Origin of the sequence: Sphingomonas sp. Leaf242 (assembly GCF_001422045.1) — a bacterium.
Lineage (GTDB): Bacteria > Pseudomonadota > Alphaproteobacteria > Sphingomonadales > Sphingomonadaceae > Sphingomonas.
Window position 1 is genome coordinate 148,785 of the sequence record NZ_LMLW01000008.1, and the last position, 24,202, is coordinate 172,986.

Annotated in this window: 24 protein-coding genes and 1 tRNA gene; 14 read left to right on the forward strand and 11 right to left on the reverse strand. The window is 66.8% G+C overall.

Annotated elements, in window-relative coordinates; genetic code table 11:
* Positions 1-68 precede the first annotated feature (68 nt).
* The gene (locus ASF09_RS08535; RefSeq protein ID WP_060525851.1) at positions 69-1,169 is read right to left on the reverse strand and encodes a DUF2332 domain-containing protein; all 1,101 of its coding nucleotides are present in this window, start codon (positions 1,167-1,169) and stop codon (positions 69-71) included.
* Between the two features lie 46 nt (positions 1,170-1,215).
* Here ASF09_RS08535 and hisG point away from each other — a divergent pair, with 46 nt between their 5' ends.
* From hisG to ASF09_RS08590, 11 genes are all read left to right on the forward strand, one after another.
* Positions 1,216-1,884: an ATP phosphoribosyltransferase gene (hisG, locus tag ASF09_RS08540; protein WP_235529760.1), complete on the forward strand. Its 669-nt coding sequence runs from the start codon at positions 1,216-1,218 to the stop codon at positions 1,882-1,884.
* A gap of 124 nt (positions 1,885-2,008) precedes the next feature.
* The gene (hisD, locus tag ASF09_RS08545; RefSeq protein WP_060525852.1) at positions 2,009-3,304 is read left to right on the forward strand and encodes a histidinol dehydrogenase; all 1,296 of its coding nucleotides are present in this window, start codon (positions 2,009-2,011) and stop codon (positions 3,302-3,304) included.
* Positions 3,305-3,515: 211 nt separating this feature from the next.
* The gene (gene nusB, locus ASF09_RS08550; RefSeq protein ID WP_056488135.1) at positions 3,516-3,971 is read left to right on the forward strand and encodes a transcription antitermination factor NusB; all 456 of its coding nucleotides are present in this window, start codon (positions 3,516-3,518) and stop codon (positions 3,969-3,971) included.
* A 113-nt stretch (positions 3,972-4,084) separates the two neighbouring features.
* Positions 4,085-4,978 (forward strand): thiamine-phosphate kinase, encoded by an 894-nt coding sequence (gene thiL / locus ASF09_RS08555; protein WP_060525853.1) that lies wholly within the window; start codon positions 4,085-4,087, stop codon positions 4,976-4,978.
* A gap of 91 nt (positions 4,979-5,069) precedes the next feature.
* Positions 5,070-7,226, forward strand: a complete 2,157-nt coding sequence (locus tag ASF09_RS08560; RefSeq protein ID WP_060525854.1) for a sodium-translocating pyrophosphatase — start codon at positions 5,070-5,072, stop codon at positions 7,224-7,226.
* A 112-nt stretch (positions 7,227-7,338) separates the two neighbouring features.
* A complete protein-coding gene (locus ASF09_RS08565) occupies positions 7,339-8,814 on the forward strand; it encodes a DNA methyltransferase (protein ID WP_060525855.1) in 1,476 nt (491 codons plus the stop codon).
* Positions 8,815-8,994: 180 nt separating this feature from the next.
* The gene (gene infA, locus ASF09_RS08570) at positions 8,995-9,213 is read left to right on the forward strand and encodes a translation initiation factor IF-1 (protein WP_031441079.1); all 219 of its coding nucleotides are present in this window, start codon (positions 8,995-8,997) and stop codon (positions 9,211-9,213) included.
* A gap of 45 nt (positions 9,214-9,258) precedes the next feature.
* Entirely contained in the window at positions 9,259-9,825 is a 567-nt protein-coding gene (locus tag ASF09_RS08575) for a Maf family protein (RefSeq protein WP_060525856.1), read from the forward strand.
* Positions 9,818-10,777, forward strand: coding sequence for a ribonuclease (locus ASF09_RS08580; RefSeq protein WP_060525857.1), 960 nt, complete (start codon positions 9,818-9,820; stop codon positions 10,775-10,777). Before ASF09_RS08575 ends, ASF09_RS08580 begins: the two co-directional genes overlap by 8 nt.
* Positions 10,774-10,959 carry a DNA gyrase inhibitor YacG gene (locus ASF09_RS08585; RefSeq protein ID WP_060525858.1) on the forward strand — a complete coding sequence of 62 codons (186 nt, stop codon included), beginning with the start codon at positions 10,774-10,776 and terminating at the stop codon, positions 10,957-10,959. The genes ASF09_RS08580 and ASF09_RS08585 overlap by 4 nt, the downstream gene beginning before the upstream one ends.
* Positions 10,960-11,012: 53 nt before the next feature.
* A tRNA-Phe gene (locus ASF09_RS08590) sits at positions 11,013-11,088 on the forward strand.
* 184 nt (positions 11,089-11,272) lie between these two features.
* On the opposite strand, the gene ASF09_RS08595 is transcribed toward ASF09_RS08590, so the two are convergent.
* The 5 genes from ASF09_RS08595 to ASF09_RS08615 form a co-directional block, all read right to left on the reverse strand.
* Positions 11,273-12,340, reverse strand: coding sequence for a 5-(carboxyamino)imidazole ribonucleotide synthase (locus ASF09_RS08595; RefSeq protein WP_060525859.1), 1,068 nt, complete (start codon positions 12,338-12,340; stop codon positions 11,273-11,275).
* Between the two features lie 11 nt (positions 12,341-12,351).
* Entirely contained in the window at positions 12,352-12,807 is a 456-nt protein-coding gene (purE, locus tag ASF09_RS08600; RefSeq protein WP_060525860.1) for a 5-(carboxyamino)imidazole ribonucleotide mutase, read from the reverse strand.
* Positions 12,808-13,045: 238 nt separating this feature from the next.
* Entirely contained in the window at positions 13,046-13,732 is a 687-nt protein-coding gene (gene gpmA / locus ASF09_RS08605) for a 2,3-diphosphoglycerate-dependent phosphoglycerate mutase (RefSeq protein WP_060525861.1), read from the reverse strand.
* Between the two features lie 124 nt (positions 13,733-13,856).
* Entirely contained in the window at positions 13,857-14,993 is a 1,137-nt protein-coding gene (locus tag ASF09_RS08610; protein ID WP_060525862.1) for a M14 family metallopeptidase, read from the reverse strand.
* Positions 14,990-15,604 (reverse strand): DUF4136 domain-containing protein, encoded by a 615-nt coding sequence (locus tag ASF09_RS08615; protein ID WP_060525863.1) that lies wholly within the window; start codon positions 15,602-15,604, stop codon positions 14,990-14,992. Before ASF09_RS08615 ends, ASF09_RS08610 begins: the two co-directional genes overlap by 4 nt.
* Before the next feature lie 157 nt (positions 15,605-15,761).
* Between ASF09_RS08615 and ykgO the strand changes: the two genes are divergently transcribed.
* Both ykgO and ASF09_RS08625 read left to right on the forward strand, forming a co-directional pair.
* Positions 15,762-15,887, forward strand: coding sequence for a type B 50S ribosomal protein L36 (gene ykgO, locus ASF09_RS08620; RefSeq protein WP_003046794.1), 126 nt, complete (start codon positions 15,762-15,764; stop codon positions 15,885-15,887).
* Positions 15,888-15,891: 4 nt separating this feature from the next.
* Complete coding sequence (locus ASF09_RS08625) at positions 15,892-16,518, forward strand: HAD family hydrolase (RefSeq protein ID WP_060526285.1); 627 nt, start codon at positions 15,892-15,894, stop codon at positions 16,516-16,518.
* 83 nt (positions 16,519-16,601) lie between these two features.
* Here ASF09_RS08625 and ASF09_RS08630 read toward each other — a convergent pair whose 3' ends face one another.
* Positions 16,602-17,207, reverse strand: a complete 606-nt coding sequence (locus ASF09_RS08630) for a L,D-transpeptidase family protein (protein ID WP_060525864.1) — start codon at positions 17,205-17,207, stop codon at positions 16,602-16,604.
* A 200-nt stretch (positions 17,208-17,407) separates the two neighbouring features.
* Between ASF09_RS08630 and ASF09_RS08635 the strand changes: the two genes are divergently transcribed.
* Complete coding sequence (locus ASF09_RS08635) at positions 17,408-18,112, forward strand: murein L,D-transpeptidase catalytic domain family protein (RefSeq protein WP_056052493.1); 705 nt, start codon at positions 17,408-17,410, stop codon at positions 18,110-18,112.
* Between the two features lie 29 nt (positions 18,113-18,141).
* Here the strand turns inward: ASF09_RS08635 and ASF09_RS08640 are convergent, their stop codons facing one another.
* From ASF09_RS08640 to ASF09_RS08655, 4 genes are all read right to left on the reverse strand, one after another.
* A complete protein-coding gene (locus tag ASF09_RS08640) occupies positions 18,142-19,233 on the reverse strand; it encodes a glycosyltransferase family 2 protein (protein WP_060525865.1) in 1,092 nt (363 codons plus the stop codon).
* Positions 19,230-21,740 (reverse strand): DegT/DnrJ/EryC1/StrS family aminotransferase, encoded by a 2,511-nt coding sequence (locus tag ASF09_RS08645; RefSeq protein WP_060525866.1) that lies wholly within the window; start codon positions 21,738-21,740, stop codon positions 19,230-19,232. Before ASF09_RS08645 ends, ASF09_RS08640 begins: the two co-directional genes overlap by 4 nt.
* 137 nt (positions 21,741-21,877) lie before the next feature.
* Positions 21,878-23,791 carry a CocE/NonD family hydrolase gene (locus tag ASF09_RS08650; RefSeq protein WP_235529761.1) on the reverse strand — a complete coding sequence of 638 codons (1,914 nt, stop codon included), beginning with the start codon at positions 23,789-23,791 and terminating at the stop codon, positions 21,878-21,880.
* Between the two features lie 90 nt (positions 23,792-23,881).
* Entirely contained in the window at positions 23,882-24,181 is a 300-nt protein-coding gene (locus ASF09_RS08655) for a hypothetical protein (RefSeq protein ID WP_060525867.1), read from the reverse strand.
* Between the last annotated feature and the right edge of the window lie 21 nt (positions 24,182-24,202).

Consider the following 24,202-nt stretch of genomic DNA (forward strand, 5'->3'; position numbering starts at 1 on the left):
CGCGGAACGGTGGATGCCGGAACGAGGCTCTCCTGAGCTTGTCGAAGGGTCCGGCGTGACTGGGGACCTCAATCCTTCTCGTACGCGCCACGCCGCATGACGTAGTCGCGCGTCTCGTACGGGGCGGAGAGACCCTCGACCCAGGCGCCATGCGCATGCGTCAGCGCGACCAGTTCCATCGCCCGCTCCCCCGGCCAGCCGCGGACGCGCACCTCATGCCGGTGCAGGTCGCGATTCGGCTCCATCATCACCCAGCCAAGCGGTCGTTCCACCGTCGCGCACGCACCCGCCGCATCCATTGCGACCCGGATCCGCTCGCGGGAGGTCGCCGGCAGATACTGCCACACCACCGAATGCATCAGCACGCGCGTGACGCCCTCGGGCTGCGGCTCGGCCAATCGTGCCTCAACCCAGTCGGCCGCATCGCCTTCGACCAGATCGACGCCGCCGTCCCGCACCATCGCGATCGCCGCCGCGAGCCGCGCCTGTCGCTCGACCGCATCGACCCAGACATACGCCTCGAGCCGCGCTGCTGCGGCCGGATCGGCGACGTCCACCGGGTGGATATCGACGCCGCGGGTCGACCCGATCTCGACGGGCGCGTTCGGCGGCGGCGGCCCCCGCCATTCGGGACGGATCGTCACCGGCGATGTATCCGGCCCAACATTCACGCCGCCGAGATCGAACCGATAGCGATCGATCAGCAGATTCAACCCGGCACTCGATCCGATTTCCAGCACCTCGAACTGCGGACCGTATCGCTCGGCCAAAAGGAGGATCCCGGTCATCATCCCCGCGGACCGCGCCGCCTCGTTGGTCTGTGGCGGCCCATCGAGCCACGGCAGCAACGCCGCATCCTGCGCGACCAGCGCCGCCTGCAAAGCGGCCGCCACGCGTACCGGGTCGGTCTCCGCCCCGGCGAACACGGCAGAAAGCACCGGATCGACGCCCGCGCGGTGCAGCGCATGCAATCCGCCGACCAGCCGCAACGCCAGCGCATCCGCGACAGGCTCGCCCATCCAGTCGAGCACCCGCCGCCCCGTCTCGCTTTCACGATCCACTGCGGTCGCCAGCGCAGTGCAGACCCGCGCGGTAATCGGCGCGTCCATCGCGGCGCAATAGCCCGCCTGGATGTCGAACGCCGCACGGTTAGTCAGTTCATTTGCCATGTGCAGGTTGTTGCACCCGCCAAGCCCCCCCCGTAAAGCCCAGCGCGTGCCTGACTCCCAGATCATCATCGCCGTCCCCAAGGGACGCATCCTCGCCGAGGCCCTGCCGCTGCTCGCGCGCGCCGGGGTGCATCCCGAAGCTTCCTTCTCGGATGAGAACAGCCGCGCGCTCCGGTTCGCGACCAACGATCCGACGATCTCGCTGATCCGCGTGCGCGCGTTCGACGTCGCCACCTTCGTTGCGCACGGTGCTGCGCAGTTGGGCATCGTCGGGTCGGACGTGATCGCCGAGTTCGGCTATTCGGAGCTTTACGCACCGGTCGACCTGGGCATCGGGCATTGCCGGTTGTCGGTCGCCGAGCCCGCCGAGATGGCCGCGCAGGACGATCCGCGCGGCTGGAGCCACGTCCGCGTCGCGACCAAATACCCGCATGTGACCGCCGCGCATTTCGCCTCGCGGGGCGTGCAGGCGGAGTGCGTGAAGCTCAACGGTGCAATGGAACTGGCGCCGACGCTCGGCCTCGCGCCGCGCATCGTCGACCTCGTATCGTCCGGCCGCACGCTGCTGGAGAACGGCCTTGTCGAGGTCGAGACGATCATGGAAGTCACCAGCCGCCTAGTCGTCAACCGCGCCGCGATGAAGACCCGCGCACGGGTCGTCCCATTGGTCGAAGCATTCCGCCGCGCGGTCGAAGCACAGGAAATCGCAGCATGAGCGCCAACCTTCTGCTCCCCTCCCGCCTGCGGGAGGGGTCGGTGGAGGGCATGCCCGCCCCGATCGTAGCGTGCGAGGCTATGTCATCCCCTCCCCTGACCCCCCCCGCAAGCGGGAGGGGAATGTGATCCGCCTCTCCACCTCGGACGCGGACTTCGCGACTCGCTTCACTGCGCTCGTCGAGGATCGCCGCGAATCCGACGCGGGCGTCACGCAGGACGTTGCCACAATCATCGCCGCAGTCCGCCGCGACGGTGAGACCGCACTCCGCGACCTCACGCAGAAGCACGATCGCCACGACCTCGAAGCCACGGGCTGGCAAATCGACGCCGCCGACTGCAAGGCCGCGTTCGAGGCACTCGATCCGGACCTACGCACCGCGCTCGAACTCGCCGCGACTCGCATCCGCGCGTATCACGAGAAACAGCGGCCGCTCGACAGCGACTCGGTCGACTCGGCAGGCGTGAGGCTCGGCGCGCGATGGCTGCCTGTCGATGCCGCCGGGATCTACGTCCCCGGTGGACGCGCCGCCTACCCCTCGTCGCTGCTGATGAACGCGATCCCCGCCAAGGTCGCGGGCGTCGGCCGTCTCGCGATGGTCACGCCGACACCGGATGGCCAGATCAACCCGCTGGTCCTCGCCGCCGCACATCTCGCGGGCGTCGACGAAGTGTGGCGCGTCGGTGGCGCACAAGCGGTCGCGGCGCTCGCCTACGGTGCAGGCCGCATCGAACCGGTCGACGTCATCACCGGCCCCGGCAACGCCTGGGTCGCCGAGGCCAAGCGCCAGGTCTACGGCGTCGTCGGCATCGACATGGTCGCGGGCCCCTCGGAAATCGTCGTCGTCGCGGACGCGCTCAACGACCCCGAATGGACTGCAGCCGACCTGCTCAGCCAGGCCGAGCACGACGTCACCACGCAGTCGATCCTGTTCACCGACGATGCCGCGTTCGCTGACAAAGTGGCGGACGCGGTCGACCGCCAGTTGCGCGACCTCGCCACCGAAGCCGTCGCGCGCGTCGCTTGGAATACCAACGGCGCTATCGTCGTCGTCGATACGCTGGCGGACGCGATCCCGCTGGTTGATCGCCTCGCCGCCGAGCATCTCCAGCTGGCGATCCCCGACCCACAAGGCTTCTTCGACCGCATCCGCCATGCTGGCTCGGTCTTCCTCGGCCGCTACACGCCAGAGGCGATCGGCGATTACGTCGCCGGGCCGAACCACGTCCTCCCCACCGGCCGCCGTGCGCGGTTTGCGTCGGGGCTGTCCGTGCTCGACTTCATGAAGCGCACCAGCTTCCTCGCGCTCGACGAAGCGGCATTGCGCGAACTTGGGCCCGCGACCGTCGCTCTGGCCAGCGCCGAGGGCCTACCGGCGCACGCAAAATCAGTGGCGTTGCGGCTTCGCCTCAACAGCTGATTTTGTTCGCGCAGAGGCGCAGAGGCGCAGAGATGCTGCGTGCGGCGTAGCCGCTTCGATCTACTCATTGGCGGGTGATTGAAGGGCCGCTGTGCGGCTAGGTCGACACCTCTGCGCCTCTGCGCCTCTGCGCGAACCATTCTTCTTCGACCCAGCGCGCGAAACGCAAAGGGCTGACACACACGCCCCCCGCGCCTACAGGCAACCGCTTATGACTCGAACCGCCCCCCGCACCAAGGCGCGTGCCGCCGCTCGCCTCGCCGCCGTTCAGGCGACTTACCAGCACGAGATGGAGGGCACCGCGATGCCCGTCCTGCTCAACGAATTCCACCAGCACCGGCTCGGCGCGACGATCGAAGACGTCGAATATGCCGAGGCCGATGTCGACTTCTTCGACGACCTGGTGACCGGCGCCAACGCGCGCGCCGGCGAGATCGACGTGCTGATCGAGGGCAAGCTGGCCAAGGGCTGGACGCTCGCGCGGCTCGACAAGCCGATGAAGGCGATCATCCGCGTTGGCACGTACGAGCTGCTGGCGCGCAAGGACGTGCCGGTCGCCGCGGTGATCAGCGAATATGTAGACGTCGCGCATGCGTTCTACGACAAGCGCGAGTCCGGCTTCGTGAACGGGCTGCTCGACGGTATCGCCAAGGAAGTGCGGGCCTGACGAACTCCCTCTCCCCCCTGGGAGAGGGTCGGGGTGAGGGGCTGCCAAGCAGTGCGGCGCCTGGAACGGCCCCTCACCCCAGCCCTCTCCCCGGAGGGGAGAGGGAGCAGAGAGTGAATGAAGCCGAGTTTATTGCCGCTCTCCGCCGGCTTCCGCTGCACCCGGCGGCGCGTGGCCTCAACGACGATACCGCGCTGCTCGACGCAGGCCCGCTCGTCGTCACGACCGACACGCTGGTCGAAGGCATCCACTTCCTCCCGACCGACCCCGCACAGGACGTCGCCTGGAAGCTCGTCGCGACCAACCTTTCCGATCTTGCGGCAAAGGGGGCCAGACCCGAGGGGGTCCTCCTCAACTATCCGCTCAGCGACGACGCGTGGGACCGCGCGTTTCTCGAAGGGCTCGCCGAGGTCCTGACGGCGTTCGACACGAAGATCATCGGCGGCGACACCGTGACCCTTCCCCGGAACGCGGCGCGAGTCCTGACCGTCACCGCGTTCGGCAGCAATGCCGCCGCGCCCGCCCGTAGCGGCGCACGCGAAGGCGACGCGCTCTACGTCACCGGCACGATCGGCGACGCGGGCGCGGGGCTAGCCATCGCACTCGGCGCGCAAGGCCCAGCCGAACTCCTCGCCGCATACCGGCGCCCGCAGCCACGGCTCGCCGAGGGTCGCATACTTGCCCCGCAGGTCCATGCGATGATGGACGTATCCGACGGCCTACTCATAGACGCATCCCGCATGGCGTTAGCCAGCGACCTCGCCGTCAGCGTCGACCTCTCGCGCATACCCTTGTCGGCCGCCTACCGCGCCTTCTCCGGCGACAGCCTCGCCGCCGCGACCGCCGGCGACGACTACCAACTCCTTTTTGCTGCACCGCAAGATTTCGCCACCGACGCCACTCTGATCGGCGCGTTCTCAGCCGGCTCGGGGCTTACCCTTCACGACTCCGGCAAACCCGTCCCGCTCCCGCCAAGTCTAGGCTACGAGCACCGCCCCCGAGGATAACTTGCGCAATACCCCCGCACTGATAGGTTCCCTGTATCGGGACTCGGCAAAGTCGAGACCGGAGAGGACCTGACAAGAGGGATAGTGCCGTATGACGACCGTCTATTTGGCCATGATCTGCGGCGTCATCGCCGTCCTATATGGTTTCGTCACCAGTCGACAGGTGCTCGCCGCCTCCCCCGGCAACGCAAAGATGCAAGACATCGCCGCCGCCATTCAGGAAGGCGCCAAGGCCTATCTCGGCCGCCAATACACCACGATCGCGATCGTCGGCGTCATCGTCGCGGCGATCCTGCTGTTTACGCTCGGGCGTATCTCGACGGTCGGCTTCGTCATCGGCGCGGTGCTCTCGGGCGTCGCGGGCTATGTCGGCATGAACATCTCGGTCCGCGCCAACGTCCGCACCGCCGAGGCCGCGCGGACGTCGCTGCAGGCCGGCCTGACGCTGGCGTTCCGATCGGGCGCCGTGACCGGCATGCTCGTGGCGGGTCTCGGCCTGCTCGCGATCAGCGCGTTCTTCTGGTACCTCACCGGACCCGCGGGCCATGCGCCCAACGACCGGATCATCGTCGAAGCGCTCACAGCACTCGCGTTCGGCGCCTCGCTGATCTCGATCTTCGCGCGATTGGGCGGCGGCATCTTCACCAAGGCGGCGGACGTCGGCGCGGATCTGGTCGGCAAGGTCGAGGCCGGCATTCCCGAGGACGACCCCCGCAATCCCGCGGTGATCGCGGACAATGTCGGCGACAACGTCGGCGACTGCGCCGGCATGGCCGCCGATCTGTTCGAGACCTACGTCGTCACCTTGGGCGTCACGATGATCTCGATCGCGCTGCTGATCCAGGCGAGCGGCGCCGAGCTGATGCGGCTGATGACTCTCCCGCTGCTCGTCGGCGGGGTGTGCATCGTCACCTCGATCATCGGCACATACATGGTCCGGCTCGGCGGCGGCAGCATCATGGGCGCGCTCTACAAGGGCTTCTTCACCTCGACGATCCTGTCGATCCCGGCGATCTACCTTGCCACGCAGTACGTGCTCGGCGACCTCCACCGCGTCATCGGCGGCGCGGGCTTCCTCGATCCCGCCAGCGACGATCTCACCACGCAGGCCGCACCTTCGCTGACGCAGAGCTTCACCGGCATGGACCTGTTCTGGTCGATGATGATCGGGCTCGTCGTCACCGGGCTGATCGTGTGGATCACCGAATATTATACCGGCACCAACCACCGCCCGGTCCAGTCGATCGCCAAGGCATCGGAGACCGGCCACGGCACCAACGTCATCCAGGGCCTCGCGATCAGTCTCGAATCGACCGCGCTGCCGACGCTGGTGATCGTCGTCGCGGTGATCGTCGCGTATCAGCTCGCCGGGATCATCGGCATCGCCTTCGCGGCGACCGCCATGCTCGCCCAAGCCGGCATGGTGGTTGCGCTCGACGCCTACGGACCCGTCACCGACAACGCAGGCGGAATCGCCGAGATGGCCGGCCTCCCCGATGACGTCCGCCAACGGACCGATGCGCTCGACGCGGTCGGCAACACCACGAAGGCAGTCACCAAGGGCTATGCGATCGGCTCGGCCGGCCTCGCCGCGCTCGTCCTGTTCGGGGCGTACACGACCGACCTCGCGACCTACTTCCCCGACGTCACGGTCGATTTCAGCCTCAGCAACCCGTACGTCATCGTCGGTCTGCTGCTCGGCGCGCTGCTCCCGTATCTGTTCGGCGCGTTCGGCATGACCGCCGTCGGTCGCGCAGCCGGCGCCGTCGTCGAGGAAGTCCGCGAGCAGTTTCGCAACAACCCCGGCATCATGCTCGGCACCAGCCGGCCCGACTACGCACGGACGGTCGACCTCGTTACCAAGGCGGCGATCCGCGAGATGATCATCCCCTCGCTTCTCCCCGTCCTGAGCCCCCTCGCGGTGTATTTCATCATCACCACGGTCGCAGGCCAGGCTGCGGGCTTCGCCTCGCTCGGCGCGATGCTGCTGGGCGTGATCGTCTCCGGGCTGTTCGTCGCGATCTCGATGACAAGCGGCGGCGGCGCCTGGGACAACGCCAAGAAATACATCGAGGACGGCCACCACGGCGGCAAGGGGTCCGAAGCGCACAAGGCCGCGATCACCGGCGACACCGTGGGCGACCCGTACAAGGACACCGCAGGCCCCGCGGTCAACCCGATGATCAAGATCACCAACATCGTCGCGCTGCTGCTGCTTGCAGCTCTGGCCGGCGGCGGGGTGGGGTAAAGAACGGACGCCCGCGCGCCAGTGCAGGGAAGCCTCCGAAATGGAGCCTTTCCCGCGCCGTTGGATGCGTCTCGCTTGGACGAGCGTGGCTTTACCCCCTCATCCTCGGCCGATGCGGAACCGCCCTGAAAACCACCTATTCTATGGCGACAACCTCGCCGTCCTGCGCAAGGAGATCGCCGACGAAAGCGTCGACCTGATCTATCTCGACCCACCGTTCAATTCGAACGCGAACTACGGCATCCTGTTCAAGGAGCCCGACGGCAAATCCTCCAACGCGCAGATCGAGGCGTTCGAGGATACCTGGCATTGGAACGAGACCGCGGAGGACGCCTTCGACCAGGTTGCCCGCAGCGGCAATACCAAGGCGTTCGACCTGTTGAACGCGATGCGCGGGTTTCTCGGCGACAACGACATGATGGCGTATCTGGCGATGATGGCGGTCCGCCTGCTCGAACTGCACCGCGTCTTGAAGCCGACCGGCAGCCTGTATCTCCACTGCGATCCGACCGCGAGTCATTACCTGAAGCTGCTGCTAGACGCGATCTTCGGCAAGCGGCATTTCCAGAACGAGATCGTCTGGAGCTATCGCCGTTGGCCATCGGTCTCGCACCGGTTCCAGCGGATGCACGATTGCCTGCTGTTCTACACCAAGAGCGAAAGCGGCAATCTGTTCAACACGCTCACCGTGCCGCCGTCGGCAAGTTCGCTGAAACGGTGGAAGGGATCGATGCAGAAGGTCACGTTCACGGCCGAGGGCATGCGCAACCCGACCCGGGAATCGGGCACATCGCTGGGTGTCGCCATGAACGACGTCTGGGAAATACCGATCATCGCCCCCGTCTCGAAGGAACGGCTCGGCTACCCGACGCAGAAGCCGGTAGCCCTACTGGAGCGGATCATCGCTGCCTCGTCGAACGAAGGCGACGTCGTGCTCGATCCGTTCTGCGGCTGCGGCACCGCGGTGCATGCCGCGGAAAAGCTCAAGCGGCAATGGATCGGCATCGACGTCACGCATCTTGCCATCTCGCTGATCGAGAAGCGGATGAAGGATGCGTTTCCCGCCGTCACCTTCACCGTCGAAGGCACACCGAAGGACCTCGCCTCCGCCTGCAATCTCGCGCTACGCGACAAATACCAGTTCCAGTGGTGGGCGGTGTCGATGGTCGATGCGCTGCCGTTCGGCGGCAGGAAAAAGGGTGCGGACGGTGGCATCGACGGACTGATCTATTTCAACGATCACGACCCGGCATCGGGCAAGATGGTGACGCACCGCGCGATCGTATCGGTCAAGGGTGGGCTCAATCCGGACACCGCGATGGTCGAGACGCTCGCCGCGACGATCGCGCGCGAGAAGGCACCGATCGGCATCCTCATCATGAACGCCAAGCCAACGCGCGAGATGGAGCGCCGTGCCGCCGCGGTCGGCATCTACCGTGCCGGCGTCGACGAGACGTTTCCCAAACTCCAGATCCTGACGCTCGCCGATCTGTTCCAGGGCAAGCGCCCGCGCATCCCCAACGTCGACCGCGCCGCGTTCCGGCGCGCAGCACGCGAGGCCAACGCGTTTCAGCCGAGCCTGCTGTGACATTCCGCGTCCGTCGTCCTCGACCGGTGCTCTTGTTCAACGACGCTCGATGGCCGATATAGGGATCAAGCAAGCGGGTTCGGGCATCACGCCCGTATCCGCCTTCGGCCGTGCTTTCCTTTTTCGCGAACCTGCGGTAAGGGCGCTCGTCCCGAAATTCCCCCAATTCAGAGATTATATTTGGCCAAGGAAGAACTGCTCGAGATGCGCGGCCGCGTGGTGGAACTCCTCCCCAATGCGATGTTCCGGGTTCAGCTCGAAAACGACCACGAGATTCTCGGTCACACCGCCGGCAAGATGCGCAAGAACCGCATCCGCGTGCTGGTCGGCGACGAGGTGCTGTGCGAACTCACCCCGTACGATCTGACCAAGGGTCGCATCACCTACCGCTTCAAATAAGCCCGTGGGCGCCTAGGCGCCTGCCGCTTCTATAACGAGGCACCAATGCTGGTCCTGGCCTCTTCCTCGCCCCGCCGCCGCGACCTGCTCGCGCGGCTCGGCGTCGTGCCGTCGCGCGTGGAATCCCCCGACATCGACGAAAGCCCGCGCAAGGCCGAACCGCCCCGTGCCTATGCTCTTCGCCTCGCAGTCGAGAAGGCCAGCGCTGTCGCACGTGCGGAGGGCGAGATCGTCCTCGCCGGCGACACGACGATTGCGCTCGGCAGCCGCATCCTGCCCCCCGCCGACACGCTCGAAATCCAGCGCGACCTGCTCGGCAAGCTGTCGGGCCGACGCCACCATTGCCTGTCCGCGGTCTGCGTGATCGACGCGACCGGCAAGGTGCGGACGCGGATCGCCGACACGATCGTCGCGTTCAAGCCGCTCTCCCCCGCCGAGATCGACGATTATCTCGCGTGCGGCGAAGGCCTCGGCAAGGCCGGCGGCTACGCGATCCAGGGCCGCGCCGAGGCGTTCGTCCGTTTCCTGTCGGGCAGCCATTCGGGCGTCGTCGGCCTGCCCCTGTTCGAAACGCGCGCGCTGTTGAAGACCGCAGGCGTCGCGCTTGCGTGATACAGGGCCTGCATGGCTCTACGAGGCCGGTATCGGCGAAGTGCGCGGCGCTTTGGTGGACAACGACGAGATTATCGAAGCTGCGATCGAACTCGACACCGAGGCATTGAAGGTCGGCCTCGTCGCCCGTGCGCGGCTCGTCGAGCTGCTGCCGGGCCGCCGCGGTCGCGTCATGCTTGACGGCCGCGAGGCGCTGATCAACCACCTCCCCCCCGGCATCACGCAGGGCGCCAGCCTCACCGTCGAGATCGTCCGCGAAGCCCTCCCCGAAGCGGGCCGTGCGAAGCTCGCCAAGGCCGTCCCCAGCGACCTGCCGCCCTGCCCCGCCCCGACACTGTACGAGCGCCTCATGGCGACCGGACTGCCCGTCCGCAGCCCGCGCGCCCACGAACCCGATGTGCTGGAGGCGGTGGGCTGGTCCGAACTCCTCGACGAGGCTGTTAGCGGCGAGATCGTGTTCCCGCTCGGCGCGCTCCGCCTTTCGCCGACGCCGGCGATGACGCTGTTTGACGTCGACGGCGCACCGCCGCTGGATACTCTTGCAGTCGCCGCCGCGCATGCCGTGGGGCGGGCGATCCGCCGACACGGTATCGGCGGCTCGATCGGGATCGATTTCCCGACGATCGCCGGCAAGGCGCAGCGCAACGCCGTCGCCGCCGCGATCGACGAATCGCTGCCGCAACCGTTCGAGCGCACCGCCATGAACGGGTTTGGTTTCCTCCAGATCGTCCGGCCGCGTCCACGCGCGTCGATCCCCGAGATCCTCCGCGCCGATCCGGTCGGTGCAGCGATCCGCGCGGCGCTCCGCGCGCTCGAACGTACGCCGCCGACCGCCTCGCGCCGCCACACCCTGCCTGCAGCCGTCCATGCACGTCTGATGACGCGCCCGGATTGGCTCGCGGAACTCACGCGCCGTACGGGCGTCGTCCACGAACTGGAGAGTGCCCGATGACGCCCACCGCCCCCACCGTCAAATGCCCGATCTGCGACCAGCCCGCGGTTGCCGAATACAAGCCGTTCTGCTCGAGCCGCCACCGCGACCGCGACCTGCTGCAGTGGCTCGGCGAAGGCTATCGCATTCCCGGCCGATCAATTGCGCAAACGGGGCTGGACAGCGCCGAAGACCCCGACTAAACGCGCCCTTCCGATCGCAAGATCGGACGCTTCTCCGGTCCCAGACCGGACGTGCCCGGATAGCTCAGTTGGTAGAGCATGCGACTGAAAATCGCAGTGTCGGCGGTTCGACCCCGTCTCCGGGCACCATTTTCTCACCTTGTGATCAGCACTGCCGTCCTACTCTCTGAGGAACGCACAATGCTTCCCAAAACCCGTTGGTGCTGAGCGAAGTCGAAGCACCTTCGCTTGGGGCACACCCTTCGACTTCGCTCAGGGCGAACGGAGGGAGTCTCTAACGGAATTGGGGGGGTATCCCCCTGATGGCGAGCCTTTAGCGGCGGATCCGGGTGACGTGACCCATCTTCCGCCCCGGCCGTGCGGTACCCTTGCCATACAAGTGCAGGTGCGCGCTGGGCTCGGCGAGCAACTCCACCCAACGATCCGCGTCGTCGCCGATCAGGTTCTCCATCGTCGCTTCGCGCCCCGTCAGCGTCGTCGCGCCCAGTGGCAGGCCACAGATCGCTCGGATGTGGTTTTCGAACTGCGAGCATTCGGCGCCTTCGATCGTCCAGTGCCCCGAATTGTGCACGCGGGGCGCCATCTCGTTGAACACAGGACCATCGGCGCCAACGAAGAACTCGCACGCCAGTACGCCGACATAGTCGAGTTCGGCGGCGATCCGTTCGGCCAGCGCGGCGGCCTCGTAGGCCTGGGCCAGCACGGCGGCGGGTGCGGGGACAGTGGAGTGGCGGAGGATCGCGTCGCGGTGGACGTTGAGTGGTGGATCGTAGCGCGCGACGCTGCCGTCGAGACCGCGGGCGATCAGGATCGAGAACTCGTGCTCGAAGGGTACGAAGGCTTCGAGCACTGCGGGCCCGCCGATCGTGTCCCAGGCGACTTGCGCGCCGTCGGGCGTGTCGATCTTGACCTGGCCCTTGCCGTCATAACCGAAGCGGGCGGTCTTGAGGATGGCGGGCGTGCCGATCGCTTTCAGACCCGCCTGCAGGCTTTCGAGACTGTCGACTGCCGCCCAGGATGCCGGACGTCCGCCGACGCTCTCCACGAAGCGTTTTTCGCCGATCCGCTCCTGTGCGACGCGGAGCGCGCGGGGGCTCGGGTGGACGGGGACGCGGTCTGCGAGCCATTCCACGGGCTCGACTGCGATATTCTCGAACTCGTACGTGATCACGTCGCAGGCGTCGGCGAAGTCGGCGAGCACGATGCGATTATGATAGTCGGCGCGCGTCATGGTCGAGGCGGACTGCGCGGCGACGCTCTCCTGGTCGGGCGCGAGGACGTGCGTGTGATAGCCGAGCTGCGCTGCGGCGGTGGCGAGCATGCGGCCGAGCTGGCCTCCACCGAGGATGCCGATGGTCGATCCGGGGGGGAGCGGCGTCATGTCAGCATCTTTCAGGCGGGGTCGGTGGCGACGGAGTCGGTCTGTGCCGCGCGCCATGCCTTCAAGCGCTCGGCGAGCGCGTCGTCGGACGTCGCGAGGATCGCGGCCGCCAGAAGGCCGGCATTGATCGCACCGGGCTTGCCGATCGCGAGCGTGCCGACCGGGATGCCGCCAGGCATCTGAACGATCGAGAGCAGGCTATCCATGCCCTTCAGCGCCTTCGATTCGACGGGGACGCCGAGCACCGGGAGATGCGTCATCGACGCGGCCATGCCGGGGAGATGTGCCGCGCCGCCTGCACCGGCGATCACGACCTTGAGGCCGCGGTCGGCGGCGGTGGTCGCATAGTCGTAGAGGCGTTGCGGGGTGCGATGCGCGGAGACGACCTTGGTCTCGTAGGCGACGTCGAGCGCGTCGAGCGTCTCGGCGGCGTGGCGCATCGTCTCCCAATCGGAGGTGCTGCCCATGATGATGCCGACTAGAGCCACGATCGCCCCCTGATTCAAGGAGCGCCGTGCCTAGCGACGTGGGGGGGATTGGGCAATGTTGTTGGTGGGGGGAGGTGGGCCGCGCGAAATTGCACCACCCCGGCGGAGGCCGGGGTCCAATTGGGAAACGGAGCTAACCGGTGGCTGCGCTCCGTTACTGCCACCTTTACAATTGGGCCCCGGCCTTCGCCGGGGTGGTGTCGCTTCCGGGGCGGTGTCAGCGCTCGCTGAGGTAGTAGCGGTCCGTCGCGTTCAGGTCGGCGTCGAGTTCGTAGACGATCGGCTGGCCGGTCGGGATCTCCAGCCCCGTGATCTCGTCGTCGGGAATGTTGGAGAGGTGCTTGACCAGCGCGCGGAGCGAGTTGCCGTGGGCGGAGATCAGGATGCGCTGGCCGTCCTTGAGCGCGGGGGCGATCCGCTCGTCCCAATAGGGGAGGACGCGGGCGATGGTGTCCTTGAGGCTCTCGGTCTTGGGGATCGCGATGCCGTCGTAACGCCGGTCCTTGGACAGGTCGAACTCGCTGCCGTCGTCGAGCACGGGCGGCGGGACGTCGAAGCTGCGGCGCCAGATATGGACCTGTGCATCGCCGTGCTTGGCCGCGGTCTCGGCCTTGTCGAGGCCGGTTAGGCCACCGTAGTGGCGCTCGTTGAGGCGCCAGTCCTTCTCGACCGGGAGCCAGAGACGACCCATCGCCTCCAGCGCGATGTTGAGCGTCTTGATCGCCCGCGTCTGGAGGCTGACGAAGGTCTGGTCGAAGTCGAGGCCCTTGGCGGCCATCAGCTCGCCTGCGGCCTTGGCCTCGGCCTCGCCCTTGGCGGTCATGTCGACGTCCCACCAGCCGGTGAAGCGGTTCTCGAGGTTCCAGGTGGACTGGCCGTGGCGGATCAGGACTAGGGTCGGCATTCGGGCTCCTGGGATGGCGGGACTGAACGGAAGGGTTCAAAGGTTAGGATAAGGTTACACCCAGGCACGATCCGCGGCTCTTTGAACCCAGGCCGCAAAACCGTGCCAAGTCGTTGTTATCAGGTCAGATTTCGTCGATCATGCCGGCGAGCGTCTCGAGCATCGCATGCGCGAGCTGTTTCGACCGCTCGGGCGACCAGCCGAACTCGGGATCGGCATTGGCGTCGTGATCCTTGAACGGCATCTCCAACGTCATCGACACCGCACCGAAGCGCTCGGCGAGCTGGTTGGTCGACATCGACAGGTTCGCCGAGCCCGGCGCGGACTTGGGATAGCCCTTCTCGGTCTGGAAATCGGGGGTGTGCGCCGCGAGCCGCCGGCCATAGTCGTAGAATTTCTCGCCATGCGCGTCCGTCCAGGACGGGATGCCCTCGAAACCGGCGATGAAGTTCGCGGGGATTGCCTCGTCGCCGTGGATGTCCATCGCGACGTCGACGCCGGTCAGGTCCATCGCGTTGCGCACGCACAGGACTTCGGGGCTCTTCTCCGGCGTCGGCGTGTGCCATTCGCGGTTGAGGTTCACGCCCACGGCATTGGTGCGCAGATGGCCCCGGCGCGTCCCGTCCGGGTTCATGTTGGGGACGACGTTGAAAGTCGCCTTCGCCAGCAGGTCCGACGTGATCGGGTCGGCCGAATCGGTCAGCCGCTCCAGCGCGCCTTCCATCCACCATTCGGTCATCGATTCGCCGGGATGCTGGCGGCCGTAGATCCAGACCTGCTTCGGCCCCGAGCCGATCGTAAAGCAATCGATCGCCTGACCGTCGAGCGACTGGCCGAGCTCGCGGTGCGCGACGCTCGGCAGCAACGCCGTGCGCGCCACCAGCGCCTCGTGCATTTCCATCGTGTACGGCGCGAAATAGGCGAACCAGACGAGATCGGTATCGGAGGTGAAGTCAAATTCGAGCACGCCATTGTCATAGCTTGTCTCGATCATCCGCCACGCCTGCCGATCGGTGCTGGCGCGCGTCTTGTAGCCCGGCCAGCCGAACGGATAGGCCGACTTGCCCGCGTTGAGGATGCGGTAGGTCAGCGTGCGGCCGGCCGCCCCCGCCACGCGGAAATAGAACCACTGGAAGAAGTCCGATTGGAAATCGGTGACGATCTCCAGGTCGATTCGGTCTCCCTCGATGGCGACAACACGAATGTTGCCGCCATCGAAGGCTGCGTTGACGGTGACGGGGCTCATGGTCTGTACGGTCATTTCACCTGAATAGTGCGACCGGACTCACCGGGGAACCCCATGAACAAGGCGCGAGCGAGCTTCCCGGCCTGGATATCGGTCGTTGCATCGGCCTTGCGGGCATCGGCGAAGGTCTGCGCGCGGCCTTCCCAGACGGGCGACTGGTCGGCGCTGCGCTTGATCGTCACCGACAGTTCGGAGACCAGGATCGCAGTACGCCCACCGCCACCGATCGGGAAGCCGACACCGCCGCCGAGCCCGACACCGCCACCGCCACGACCGCCGCTGAAGCCTCCGCCGCCGAGACCGATGCTGAACGGCGCGGGCTTGGGCGGCCCCGCCTGCGTGGTGCGGGTGAAGCCCACGGTCGCGACCAGCAACGGCTTCGCGCCCGGTGCCGGCACACTATAGCCGGCCTTCAGCAGTTCGCCCTGTACGGCAGCCGCGTAGGTCTTGAACTCGAGGCTGGCGGGTCCGCCGCCGGTGAGCGGCTGGACCGCGATCGTCCCGCGGTCGATCGGCTCGCCGAGGTGATAGCGCAAAACCTCGGTCGGCGGCAGCGACGGGCCGGTCGCACACGCGGTGAGGGATGCGCTTGCCAGCGCCAGGACCAGGATCGAACGAACCGCCATCGGGACTTCCTTAGAATGTTGCGCTATAGTAACGCTCCGACCAGCCGAGTGGGTTCCCGGATGGTAGGAGTGTGTCCGTTGCTTGACTTGGACACACCCCGCCATTAGGCGATCCCGTCTTTCCGCACACCTAGAATTGAAAAGAAGCGAATCGATCATGAAGATCCGCAATTCCCTGAAGTCGCTCAAGGATCGTCACCGCGATAACCGCGTGATCCGTCGTCGTGGCCGTACCTACGTCATCAACAAGACCAACCGTCGCTTCAAGGCACGCCAGGGCTAAACCCCTGAAGACCGCCGTCATTTTCGACGTCGGTCGCGTTCTTTACGACTGGGATCCGAGGATCCTGTACGAGCGCCTGATCGACGACGATCGGGCGCTCGACGCGTTCCTGCGCGACGTCGTGACGATCGACTGGCACTTCCAGCACGATGCTGGCCGCGACTTCGCCGACACCTCGGCGGAGCTGGCCGCGCTGTATCCGCAGCATGCCGACCTGATCGCTGCTTGGGGGCCGCGATTCAACGAGAGCATCGGCGCGCGAATCGCCGGCATGCAGGAGATCGTCGAGGAGCTGGACGCAGCCGGCGTACCGCTGTTCGCGATCACGAACTTCAGCCACGAGTTCTGGCCACCCTTCCGCACGCGTGAAGCGCAGCTGTTCGACCGGTTCCGCGATGTCGTCGTGTCGGGCGAGGAGAAGATGGTGAAGCCGGATGCGGCGATCTATCGGCTGTCGCTCGACCGATTCGGGCTGGCGGCGGAGGAGGCTGTGTTCGTCGACGACAATGCGGCGAACGTGGCGGGCGCGCAGGCGCTGGGGATCGAATCGGTGCTGTTTACGAACGCAGCGGATTTCCGCGCGCGACTGGTCGAGCTTGGGCTCCCGATCGCCCAGCACCCGTCATCCTGACGAAAGTCAGGATCCAGAGCCATTAGTGCCAGCGTCCGTTACTCTGGATCCTGACTTTCGTCAGGATGACGGGGTAGCGCAGCTTACTGCTCTAGCGAGACCGACTGGCGCAGGTTGGCCACCGCCGTCTCCTGATCCACGACGGGCGCGTCCGGCATTGCGCCGCCCTCGAAATCGTCCGTCACCGTCACGGTCGTCCCCAGCGTCGTCACCCCGAACAGCTGTTTCGCAAAGCCGAGCGGCACGCGGATGCAGCCGTGCGACGCGGGGAAGCCCGGGTTGCGGCCCGCATGGATCGCGATGCCGTCCCAGGTCAGCCGCTGCATGAACGGCATCGACGCATCGTCGTACAGGCTCGATTTATGGACCGCGTTCTTCTGCAGGATGGGATAAGTCCCGAGCGGGGTATCCTTGCCGTCCTTGCCGCTGGAGATGGTCGTCGCCGCGATCATCGACGATCCGCGATAAACGAACGCGCGCTGCTCCAGCAGGCTGATGACGATGCTGACGGGCCCGCTCGCGCCGTTGTCCTTCCAGACGAACTGGTTCGGCGACAGTTCGGTCGCGGCCTGCTCGATCGGCATCGCGGCGAGTGCGCCGGCCGACGCCGCCAGCGCCGGACTTGCGCCCGCGAACAGCGCGAAGGCCAGCCCGATTGCCGTCACTGGCCGCATCATCCCGATCATCATCACACCCGTTCTCGAATCCCGATATCCCGCTCAACGCGCGATTCTTCGAATCGTGCCGCGAGACGAGGGAGTCGACGAACCGACCCCAAGCCGGGGTAGTCAGAGGGAACGGACCCACAACCAGTGGAAATGGTTGCAGAATATTCACTGAAAATCGGCTATACGATGGTCCAAGAAACGGGGCAATTTCGGGAAAATCGATGCACGACGAGCAAGGTCCTGTGCGCGAGCGACGCGCGCTTCTGAAGAATGGTCTGGTATTGGCGGGGGCTCTGGCGGTGCCGGGTGCCGTCTCCGCGACGACACGTCTCGGACGCCCGCTCACCGCGCGCGATCTGAAACCGATGATGCAGCCACCGCTGCCGCGCACCACGGTCGCGCTGACCTCGCCGAAGGTGGTGCGGCCCGATCTGCTGCGGCAGGCGATGGCGTCGCTGAGCCGTCACGGCAGCCGCATCCAGCATCACGACCGCATCGCGATCGCCGATTTCGCGGCGCCGTCGGGCAAGCCGCGGTTCCATTTCATCGATCTGGCCAGCGGGCGCAGCACGTCGTTGCTGGTCGCGCACGGCAGCGGTTCCGATCCGGCGCATACCGGCTATCTCGAGCGCTTCTCGAACCGCTTCGGCTCGAACGCCTCGTCCGAGGGCGCGTTCGTGACCGACGACTATTACGTCGGCAAGCATGGCCGCTCGCAGCGCCTGATCGGTCTTGATCCGACCAACGACAACGCGCTCGATCGTGCGATCGTCGTGCACTCGGCCTGGTATGCGAACAAGGATATGATCGAGACGCACGGCATGCTCGGTCGCAGCCAGGGCTGTTTCGCGGTCGGCGAACGTGACCTCGACCAGGTGTTCGCACGCCTCGGTGCCGGCCGGATGATCTACGCCGCCAAGGTCTGATACCGGGCGCCTGGTCTGATACCGGGCGTCTAGACGGCGGTCTGGACCATCCGGCTCTGCTCCATCCGATGGCGCGCACGACGCGCGCCGCCGATCAGCCCCGACCACAGCAACGCCTCCAGGCTGGCATAGCCGAGGCCGAGATGGTCGGGCCGCACGGCGAGCACATCGGCCAGCCGGATCGTCCCCGCGCGCAGCCCCACCCGACCGATATCGCCCCACCGCCGCGCGGTTTCCCAGCGGATCAGGCTGATGTCGTGCGAATCGCACCGATGCGTCGCCAGGAAGTCGGCCTGGATCACGCTCAGCGCGCTGCCCAGGATCGCGAGGGTCGCGCGATCCGCCACCGGTCGCTTGGCCATATTGTGCGACACCATCAGCCGCGCGATCGTCTCGGCACGATCGTCGAACAACCGGGCATAGCGCTCGGTCAGCGCGCGGACCGCCGACGCCTCCATGGTATCCTCGAACCGCTTCGATACGCCGCCCGGATGGACCCGGTACAGCACCAGCGGCGCATCGAGCCGGGCGATCGCGCCAAAATGGCCGATCCGCTGATACAGGTCGAAATCCTCGGCAAACAGCAGGTCGGGTCGGGTGATCGGATCGAGCCGGCGCGCGACATCGGTCCGCATCATCGTCGACGACCAGACCAGCGGGTTCTCGATACAGGTCAGCCACGCGACCAATGCCGGCGTCGTCGTCGGTGCATAGCGCGACGGCGTGACCTTCCCCTCGCACAGGATCTCGGCGGACGTTCCCAGCAGCACGGTGTCGGGATGCGCCTCGAAATAGGCGACCTGCCGCGCGAAGCGATCGGGGCGGCAGATGTCGTCATGGTCGAGCGCGGCGATGTAGCGTCCGCGGGCCTCGGCGAAACCGCGATTGCGCGTCCTTACCGGGCCACCGTTCTTCGCCATCGTCACCAGCCGCACGCGCGGATCGGGCCAAGCGCTCACCACCGCGCGCGTATCGTCGGTCGAACAATCGTCGACCACGATCAGCTCGAAATCGGTCAGGGTCTGCGCCGTGACGCTGGCCAGCGTCTCCTCGATCAGCGCGGCGCCGTTATAGGCCGCCACGACCACGCTCACCAGCGGAGCGGCATCGGCCGCAGTCACGCCGCCGCCCGGGCCCTGGACGGCAGGACCTGCTCGACGATCATCAGTCCGACATCGTTCTGCCAGAGCCAGAGCCCGTTCGCCTGCCCCGAGAAGCTCGATTCGCCGCCGAGCGGGCCCCACGGCACGAACCCTGCGGCCAGCCCGAGCCCGTAGAGCCCGGCGATTGGCGCGCCCTCCGCATCGACGATCCGGCAATGGCGATCGACCATCGGCTTGCCGTCGTCCGCCGCCAACGCGATCGCCGCGCCGTCCTGTCCGACGATCGGCATGCCGATGGGGCGATAGCCGAGCGCCGCGATCACCAGGTCCGCATCTTCGATATGCGCGCGCGCCGCCGCGTCGTCGTCGCCCGTGATCCGGTGCAGTGCGACGCGCGGATCGGGTTTGCGACCATCAATCTCCAGCATCCGCAGGACCAGATCGCGCGCTTCGAGCCGGAACCCCGCCAGCCGATAGACGAACCCCGACACCGGGCAGATATCCTCCGCCCCGAAATCGGTGAACCCCTCGGCATGCGCCGCCTCGACCGAATGATAGAAGGGGCGCAGCGGCCGGCGGTTGAGCAGCGTGATCGCGCCCGCGCCGAACGGCAGCGCGGGCTGGCTTTTCAGCAGCAGCGCGATCGTCGTCAGCGCGCTGGTCGAGCCGCCGATCACCGCGATCTTCGGATTGCGCCGTCCGGTCAGCAGGTCGGCGACCTTCTCGAACCCGCCGATCGTCAGGACGTCGTCGGACTGGAGCAGCCGCCCGGCCGCGAGTTCGATCAACGGCGCGCCGGCCACGCTCTGCGAAGCGAGCCGTTCGAGCGGCTGATGACCGCCGGTCGCGACGACGACATTGCGCGCGAGCTGTTCGAAGACATGGCCGTCGGCCAGCCGGCGAAGCTCGACGCTCCACAGGCCATCGCCGACCCGTTTCGCGCCCAGCGCCTCGTGCCCGGTCAGAACCGTGCCGCCGTGCCCGCGGACGATATCGGTGAGCCGGTCGCCGGTCGCGCGCAACAGCGGCCCGACCTCGGTCAGCGGCACGCCGAGCGCGCCCTCGTGCGCCGCGACCGCGCGGCCGGCGGGATGATCGACCAGCCGCGCGAGTTCGGGATGCACATTGTCGCGCACCGCGGTCAGGAACGTCTGCGCGGTCGAATCCGACGTGATCGCATAGCGCCCGAGCCGCCCGCCGCCGATCGCATTGCCGCGCTCGATCACCATCAGCCCGGAGGCCGCGAGATCGGGGAGCAGCCCGCGCTTGGTTGCAGAGGTCAGCATCGCCGTCCCCGCGGGGCCGCCACCGATCACGATCACCGAGGCGATCGCGCCGGCAGCGCCGCGCACTGAGACACGCCGGTCGCGCGGTCGGACGATCGCAGCGCAGGCGTTCGCAAGCGCTTCGCCGGCGCGTCGCGCGTCTGCAACCGACATCGCGTCGGTGATCGGCAGCGACAGCATCCGCCCGGCGATCCTGTCCGCGACCGGGGTCGGCTCGATCATCGCGGTCGCCTGGAACCAGGGCTGCTCGCCGAGATGCGGGCTGAAATAGCGGCCGCAGCCGACCCCGTCCGCCTCGATCGCCTCGACGATCGCGTCGCGGTGATGCGCGATATGCTCGGGAAGCAGCACCGGCATGAACTGCATCGAACGACGCCGGCCCGTCACCGCCTGGAACTGGAAATCGGGCAGCGTCGCGCGGTAGGTTTCGTCAAGCACCGCACGGTGGTCGGCGATCGCGTCGATCTCGGCGAGCTTGGCCTGCGCGATGATCGCGGTGATCTCGGGCAGCTTGGCGTTGATCCCCGGCAGCGTCGCGCTGCGGCTGCCCTCGAACCCGAAATTCCCCATCGACCGCAACGTCGCGATCAGGTCGACGTCGCCGCTATGGATCAGCCCGCCCTCGCCCACCGCGAATGTCTTGGTCGCGTGCATCGAATGCACGACCGCGAACGGCGCGCGCGCACCGAAGCCGAGCCCGGCCTCGTCGAGCGTCCCCAGCGACGATGCCGCATCGATCACCACCCCGACGCCGTAGCGCCGCTGGAAATGGACGTAGCGGTCGAGGTCGATCGCGTTGCCGAACGTCGCATAGGGCACCATCACGCCGATCCGCTCGCCGTGTCGCTGGAGCAACCGCTCCTCCTCGATCGCGCACGCACCCCAATCGTCGGGATCGATATCGCAGATCAGCGGCGTCAGCCCCGCCCATGCTGCTGCCTGTGCGGTCGCGGCGAAGGTGAGCGCCGGCATCAGCGCCAGCGTACCCTGCTTGGGGTTCAGCCCGCCCGTCCGCATCCCCGACGCGTGGCGGATCGCGAGCATGAGCCCCAGTGTCGCGTTGCCGACCGCAAGGCACGCGCCGTGGCCGCCGAACAGCGTGTCGGTCACGCCAGCCTCGAACGCGCGCACCTCCGGACCGTTGTTGCTGAACACGCCCGACGCCTCGACGCGGCGCAGCGCATCGAGATGGTCACTCAGCCGCGGCGGATTCGGCGCGATCAGGGGGAGGCGTTTCATCGGCGGTCCGGTCTGTTGTGCGACAGGTCTATGACCCATCGGCTCCTAAGAACCAGTTACGCGAGCAAACGCCAAGAGAGGCAACACAGTTCTTTCCTTACACCACCCCGGATCGCGTCCGGGGTGGTGCAGCAGTTTCAGCGCACCAGCGGCAGGCTGATATAGCTTTCGTCGGCACCCGCGACGGTGATCTTCTGCGTTGCCTTCACGTAATCCTTTGGTTGCGCGAAGAAGATGTTCGGGACGAACGTCTGCGGGTTGCGATCATAGAGCGGGAACCAGCTCGACTGGACCTGCACCATGATCTTGTGCCCCGGCAGGAACACATGGTTGGTGGTCGGCAGCGCGAATTTGTATTTGAGCGGCACGTTGGCGGCGATCGGCTTGGCCACCGCGAGATCCTCGCGATACCGCCCGCGGAAAATGTCCATCGCCACCGACAATTGATACCCCGCCATCGCCTTGTCGCCCGGAGTCACGTCGGGATACACGTCGATCAGCTTCACCACCCAGTCGCTGTCGGTGCCGCTGGTCGCCGCCGTCAGGTTCACTTCGGGCACGCCCGCGATCGTCGTCGGCGTGGTCAACGCGTCGGTGGTGAAGGTCAGCACGTCCGGACGGCCCGAGACGGCACGCTGGTCGTCGACCAGCCACTGTTTCCACGTCGATCCGGTCGCATAGGTCGGAACTGTCGGGCGCACGCGGTAGCTGACGGGTGTTGCCGGGTCGGAGATATAGTCCGCCGTCGCCGCCGCGCCGCCCGCAGCCTGGAAACCGAGCGCACCGCCGGGCTTGAGGTAGAGCGGCGTGCCCGCGGTTTGCGCGGTCGGCCATTTGTCGAGCCGCTGCCACTCGTTGCGTCCCGATTGGAACATCGTCACCGGCGCGACGTCCATCGCCGGCTGATCGCTCTTCAGATAATGCGCGAGAAACGGCGCGAGGACGTGCCAGCGCCACCATTTGGCGGTGTCGGCATCCCATTTAATCGCACCCAGCGCGCTGCCGTCGCGCACCTCCTGGCCGTGATACCACGGGCCCATCGACAGATAGACCATGTCGTTGGCGGTGTCCTTGGGCTCCAGCGCGCGGTAGACCGCAGGCGCGCCGTAGATATCCTCCTGATCCCACAGGCCGCCGACGATCAGCGTCGGCACCTTGAGCGGCTGGCCGGCGAGCACGGTGTCCATCGCCTGGCTCGACCAGAACGAATCATACGCCGGATGCTGCGTGATCTTGCGCCAGAAGCCGAGCTGTTCGAGCCCCTGCGCCTTGCCGATCGCCCCCGCCGAGCCACCCTTGAGGTAATAGTCGTAATCGTCGGCGGTGTCGGTGATCCAGGGCGTGCCGGCATCCTTGGTCGCTTCCTGGCCGAGGACGTACGGCATCATACCCTCGCGGAACGCGCCGTTGTGGAACCAGTCGTCGCCGCGCCAGCCATCGACCATCGGGTTCATCGGCACCGAGACCTTCAGCGCCGGATGCGGATTGATCAGCGCCATCAGCGGCAGGAAGCCGTCATAGCTGATCCCGCTGATCCCGACGCGTCCGTTCGATTCGGGGACGTGCTTCACCAGCCAGTCGATCGTGTCGTAGGTGTCGGTCGAATCGTCAGTCTTGGTCGGGTTCTGCGGCGTACCGGCGCGCGCGGGGTTCATCATGTAGATGCCCTGCGATCCGTGCATGCCGCGGACGTCCTGGATCACGCGGATGTAGCGCGCCGCGGCGATTACGTCGCCCGCCCCGTCGCCATGCTCGAGGATGCCCGCATAGGTGCCGCTGTCGACCTTGGTCTGCGCGTCCGCGTCATAGGGCGTCCGCGTCATCAGGATGCCCGCGTCCTTTGCGCCCTTGGGCACGATGATGACGGTGTGCAGCTTGACCCCGTCGCGCATCGGAATCTCGACGACCTTGCGCACATAGTCGTAGCCGACGTCGCGCGGCGCCATCTTGGCAGGGCGTTCGTCGTAATTCTGCGCGGTCGCGGGGGCGGTCGTAGCGGTGGCGAGCGCAGCCAGCGCACACGCGGTAAGCAGACGGGGCATCGATATCATGTCTTCTTCCTTCCCTCCCGGACCGAAAAAGAAAAAGGCCCGCCTCCCCGTTATGGAAAGACGAGCCTCCTCTCGTAATATTCTAAACGATCAGGCCGTCCGCGTACCGGTCAGCGGGAAGCTGCCGAACGCGCCGGCGGCGACGCTGCCCTTGAGGACGTCGTCCTCGACGGTCGCCTTGCAGTCGAGCGTCATCGGCATCGGCACGGTCATGCTCTGCTTCCAGGTGATCGTGTCGCCATCGACGTCACCCGTCACGTCCATGCCACCCATCGCACCCGACACCGCACCGGTGAAAGTGCTGCCGGCGCTGTTGACGGTCAGCGTCATCTTCTGGTCGCCCAGCGGCGATTTGACCACGCAATCCCAGCTGCCATCGACGTTTGCCATTGCACTCTCTCCTGAAGCACC